This window comes from Mesorhizobium sp. M7A.F.Ca.CA.002.09.1.1, from assembly GCF_003998555.1.
Lineage (GTDB): Bacteria > Pseudomonadota > Alphaproteobacteria > Rhizobiales > Rhizobiaceae > Mesorhizobium > Mesorhizobium ciceri.
In genome coordinates, this window is sequence record NZ_RZRR01000653.1 from 1 (window position 1) to 3275 (window position 3275).

At 63.3% G+C, this 3275-nt stretch carries 3 protein-coding genes and 1 pseudogene; all 4 read left to right on the top strand.

Annotated features, from left to right (window positions below; all coding sequences use genetic code 11):
* On the top strand, nt 1–545 hold a 545-nt coding region (locus EN994_RS23880; protein WP_245466070.1), incomplete at its 5' end, for a MaoC family dehydratase.
* Between the two features lies 1 nt (nt 546).
* Nucleotides 547–1707, top strand: a complete 1161-nt coding sequence (locus EN994_RS23885; RefSeq protein ID WP_063167547.1) for a CaiB/BaiF CoA-transferase family protein — start codon at nt 547–549, stop codon at nt 1705–1707.
* Nucleotides 1704–2873, top strand: coding sequence for an extracellular solute-binding protein (locus tag EN994_RS23890; RefSeq protein ID WP_063167546.1), 1170 nt, complete (start codon nt 1704–1706; stop codon nt 2871–2873). The genes EN994_RS23885 and EN994_RS23890 overlap by 4 nt, the downstream gene beginning before the upstream one ends.
* 25 nt (nt 2874–2898) lie before the next feature.
* Nucleotides 2899–3275: pseudogene (locus EN994_RS23895) on the top strand (ribose ABC transporter substrate-binding protein); the annotation flags it as partial.

Consider the following 3275-nt stretch of genomic DNA (forward strand, 5'->3'; position numbering starts at 1 on the left):
ATTTCGCACCTACCGTCGGCGTCGCCTCGACGCATCCCAAGAACATGCCCGGAGATCACGCCGCGCTGCCGGTGTGGAATGCCGAAAACTGGTTCTACGAGGACTGGCCCGTCGGCCAGAAGATCCGCTCGTTGCGGCGCACAATGGCCGAAGGCGACAGCCATTTGTTCAACACGCTGGTGCTCGACATCCACCCCTATGTGCAGGACCAGATGTTTGCCGAGAACGAAGGCATTTTCGGCAAGCGGCTGATCGCCGGCGCCTTTGTCTTTTCGGCTGGCCTGGGGCTGGTCGCCACCAACTGCGTCAATGCCTTCTCCTATGGCTACGACAAGCTCCGCTTCATAAAACCCGTCTTCATTGGCGACACGATCTATTCGATCCGCTCCAACCTCGACAAGAAGCCCCGCTACAAGGAAATGGGGCTGATCCGCGCCAGCTATGAGGTGTTCAAGGGCGAAGGCGAGTTGGTTCTCTATTGCGAGCATCTGCAGACGGTGAAGTACCGCAACCCGGCCGACTTCGTCGGCAAGACGGAGAAATAGCATGCCGGCAGCAGCCGAATTGCCGCTCGCCGGTCTCGTCGTCGTCGACATGAGCCAGTTCCTGTCCGGGCCCTATTGCTCACTCAGGCTGCTCGATCTCGGCGCCCGCGTCATCAAGATCGAGCGTCCGGATGGCGGCGACCTGTCGCGCCGGCTCTATCTCAGCGACACCGAGATCGGCGGCGATTCCACCATCTTCCATGCCATCAACCGGGCCAAGGAAAGTCTTGCCATCGACCTCAAGAACGAGACCGATCTCGAGGCGTTGCGCGGCCTTCTGGCCAAGGCCGATGTGCTGATCCAGAATTTCCGGCCGGGCGTCATCGAGCGGCTCGGCTTGGACTATGAGGCGGTCCGCAAGATCAATCCGCGGCTGGTCTATGCCTCGATCAGCGGCTATGGCGAAGACGGACCATGGGTCAAGAGACCCGGCCAAGACCTGCTGGCGCAGGCGCGCTCCGGCGTGATGTGGCTGAACGGCGATGAGGACCAAGGGCCGGTGCCGTTCGGTCTTGCCATCGGCGACATGCTGGCCGGTGCCGCCTGCGCGCAGGGCATTCTGGCCGCACTCGTGCGGCGCGGCATCACCGGCCAGGGCAGCCATATCGAAACCAGTCTCCTGGAAGCGCTGGTCGATTTCCAGTTCGAGGTGCTGACGACGCATCTCAATGACGGCCGCCGGCTGCCCAGGCGCTCCAGCTTCCGCAGCGCGCATGCCTATCTGTCGGCGCCTTACGGTGTTTACCCGGCCAAGGACGGATACCTCGCCATCGCCATGACGCCGATTCCCAAGCTGGCCGATCTCCTGTCGCTCAGCGAACTCGCACCCTATCGCGACAAGCCTGCGTCGTGGTTCACCGCGCGTGACGACATCAAGGCGATCATCGCACAGCGGATCGCCACCAAGACGATCGACGAGTGGCTTGATATCCTCGAGCCGGCCGACATCTGGTGCGCCAAAGTGCTGACCTGGCCGGAGATGCTGGCGAGCGAAGGGTTCCATTCCCTCGGCATGCTGCAGACTGTGACGCGCGAGGACGATGTCTCGATCCTCACCACCAGTTCGCCGCTCCGGGTCGATGGCATAAGAGCCAAGGCCGATCGGGCGGCGCCCCGCATCGGCGAGCACAGTGCCGCCATCCGCGCGGAGTTCGGCCTGTGAGTTCGCCCAAGCTCAAAGGCATGACCTGGAGCCATCCGCGTGGCTATGATCCGATGGTCGCCTGCTCGGCGCTGTGGCAGCAGAAGACCGGTATTGCCATCGAATGGGACAAGCGCTCGCTGCAGGACTTCGAATCCTTCCCGGTCGAAGAACTGGCGCGCGCCTATGACCTCATCGTCATCGACCATCCGCATGTCGGCCAGATCACGGCCGAAGGCTGCCTGGAGCCGCTGGATGTCGCCGGACGCGAGGCGGAACGCACGGCCCTTGCCTCGGGCAGCATCGGCCAGTCCTATCCGAGCTACAACTGGCAAGGACGGCAATGGGCTTTCCCGATCGATGCGGCAACGCAGGTCCAGGCATGGCGTCCGGATGCGATCGGTGCGCCACCGGCGCGCTGGAGCGAGGTGCTCGATCTCGCCCGGCAAGGCCGCGTGCTGCTGCCGCTGCGGCCGCCTCACGTGTTGATGGTGTTCTACACGCTTGCCGGGAATCTCGGGCATGCCTGCACGACCGATCCATCCGACGATCTGATCGATGTGGAGATCGGTAGCCAAGTCTTCGAGGCAATGCGCGAGATCGCAGCGCTGGTCGATCCCGCGTGTTTCGAGATGGACCCGATTGCCGTCTCCGAACGTATGGCGGAGGCCGGTTCCAGGTTCGTCTGCGCGCCACTGATCTATGGTTACGTTTCCTATGCGACGGCTGGCTTTCGGGCGAACCGGCTGGCCTTTGCCGATGTTCCGGTCATCGGTTCCGGCGGCCCGGTCGGTTCGGCGCTTGGCGGCACCGGCATAGCCGTATCAGCCTTTTCCAAAGCCAGGGATGCCGCGATCGACTTCGCCTATTGGGTCGCGAGCGGCGATGTCCAGCGTGGCGCCTATGCCGCCGCCGGCGGCCAGCCCGGCCATGCAGCGGCCTGGGAGGACCAGGCTGTCAATGAAGCGACCGGCGACTTCTATCGGGATACGCGCGCGACGCTGGAGGGTGCATGGGTGCGGCCGCGCCACGACGGCTACATGACTTTCCAGCAAGCAGCATCCGAACGCATCCTTTCCGGCATGACCTCCCGGCATCAAGCCCGACAGGTTGTTGCCGATCTCAATCGCCTGTTTCGGGAGAGTTCCCCGGTGCAGGTGTCCGGCGCTGCCGGTGGAGGAGCCTGAACCAAACCGAACGGAGGAGAACGAGATGACAGGAATGATCCGCGGCCTGCTGGCCGCAACCGCGCTTGCCTCGCTTGCAACGACCGCCTTTGCGCAGGATGTGCAAGGCGTCATCGGCGGGCTGCCGACCGAACTCAAGGCGCAATATGACGGCGCGCCGCAGAAGGTGCTGCCTTCGGCCTGGGACAATTTCACAGCGCCGCCGAAACCGTGGAAATGGTGCCACTCGGAATCCTACCAGGGCAATCCGTGGCGGGTCACGGTGACCAAGGAATTGAAGCGTCTCGTCGACGGGCTGATCGCCGACGGAACGGTGTCCAGCTTCGAGGTGTCTGATTCCAACAATGACGCCAGCCAGCAGATCAACCAGATCCGCGCCTTCATCGACAAGAAGTGCTCGAT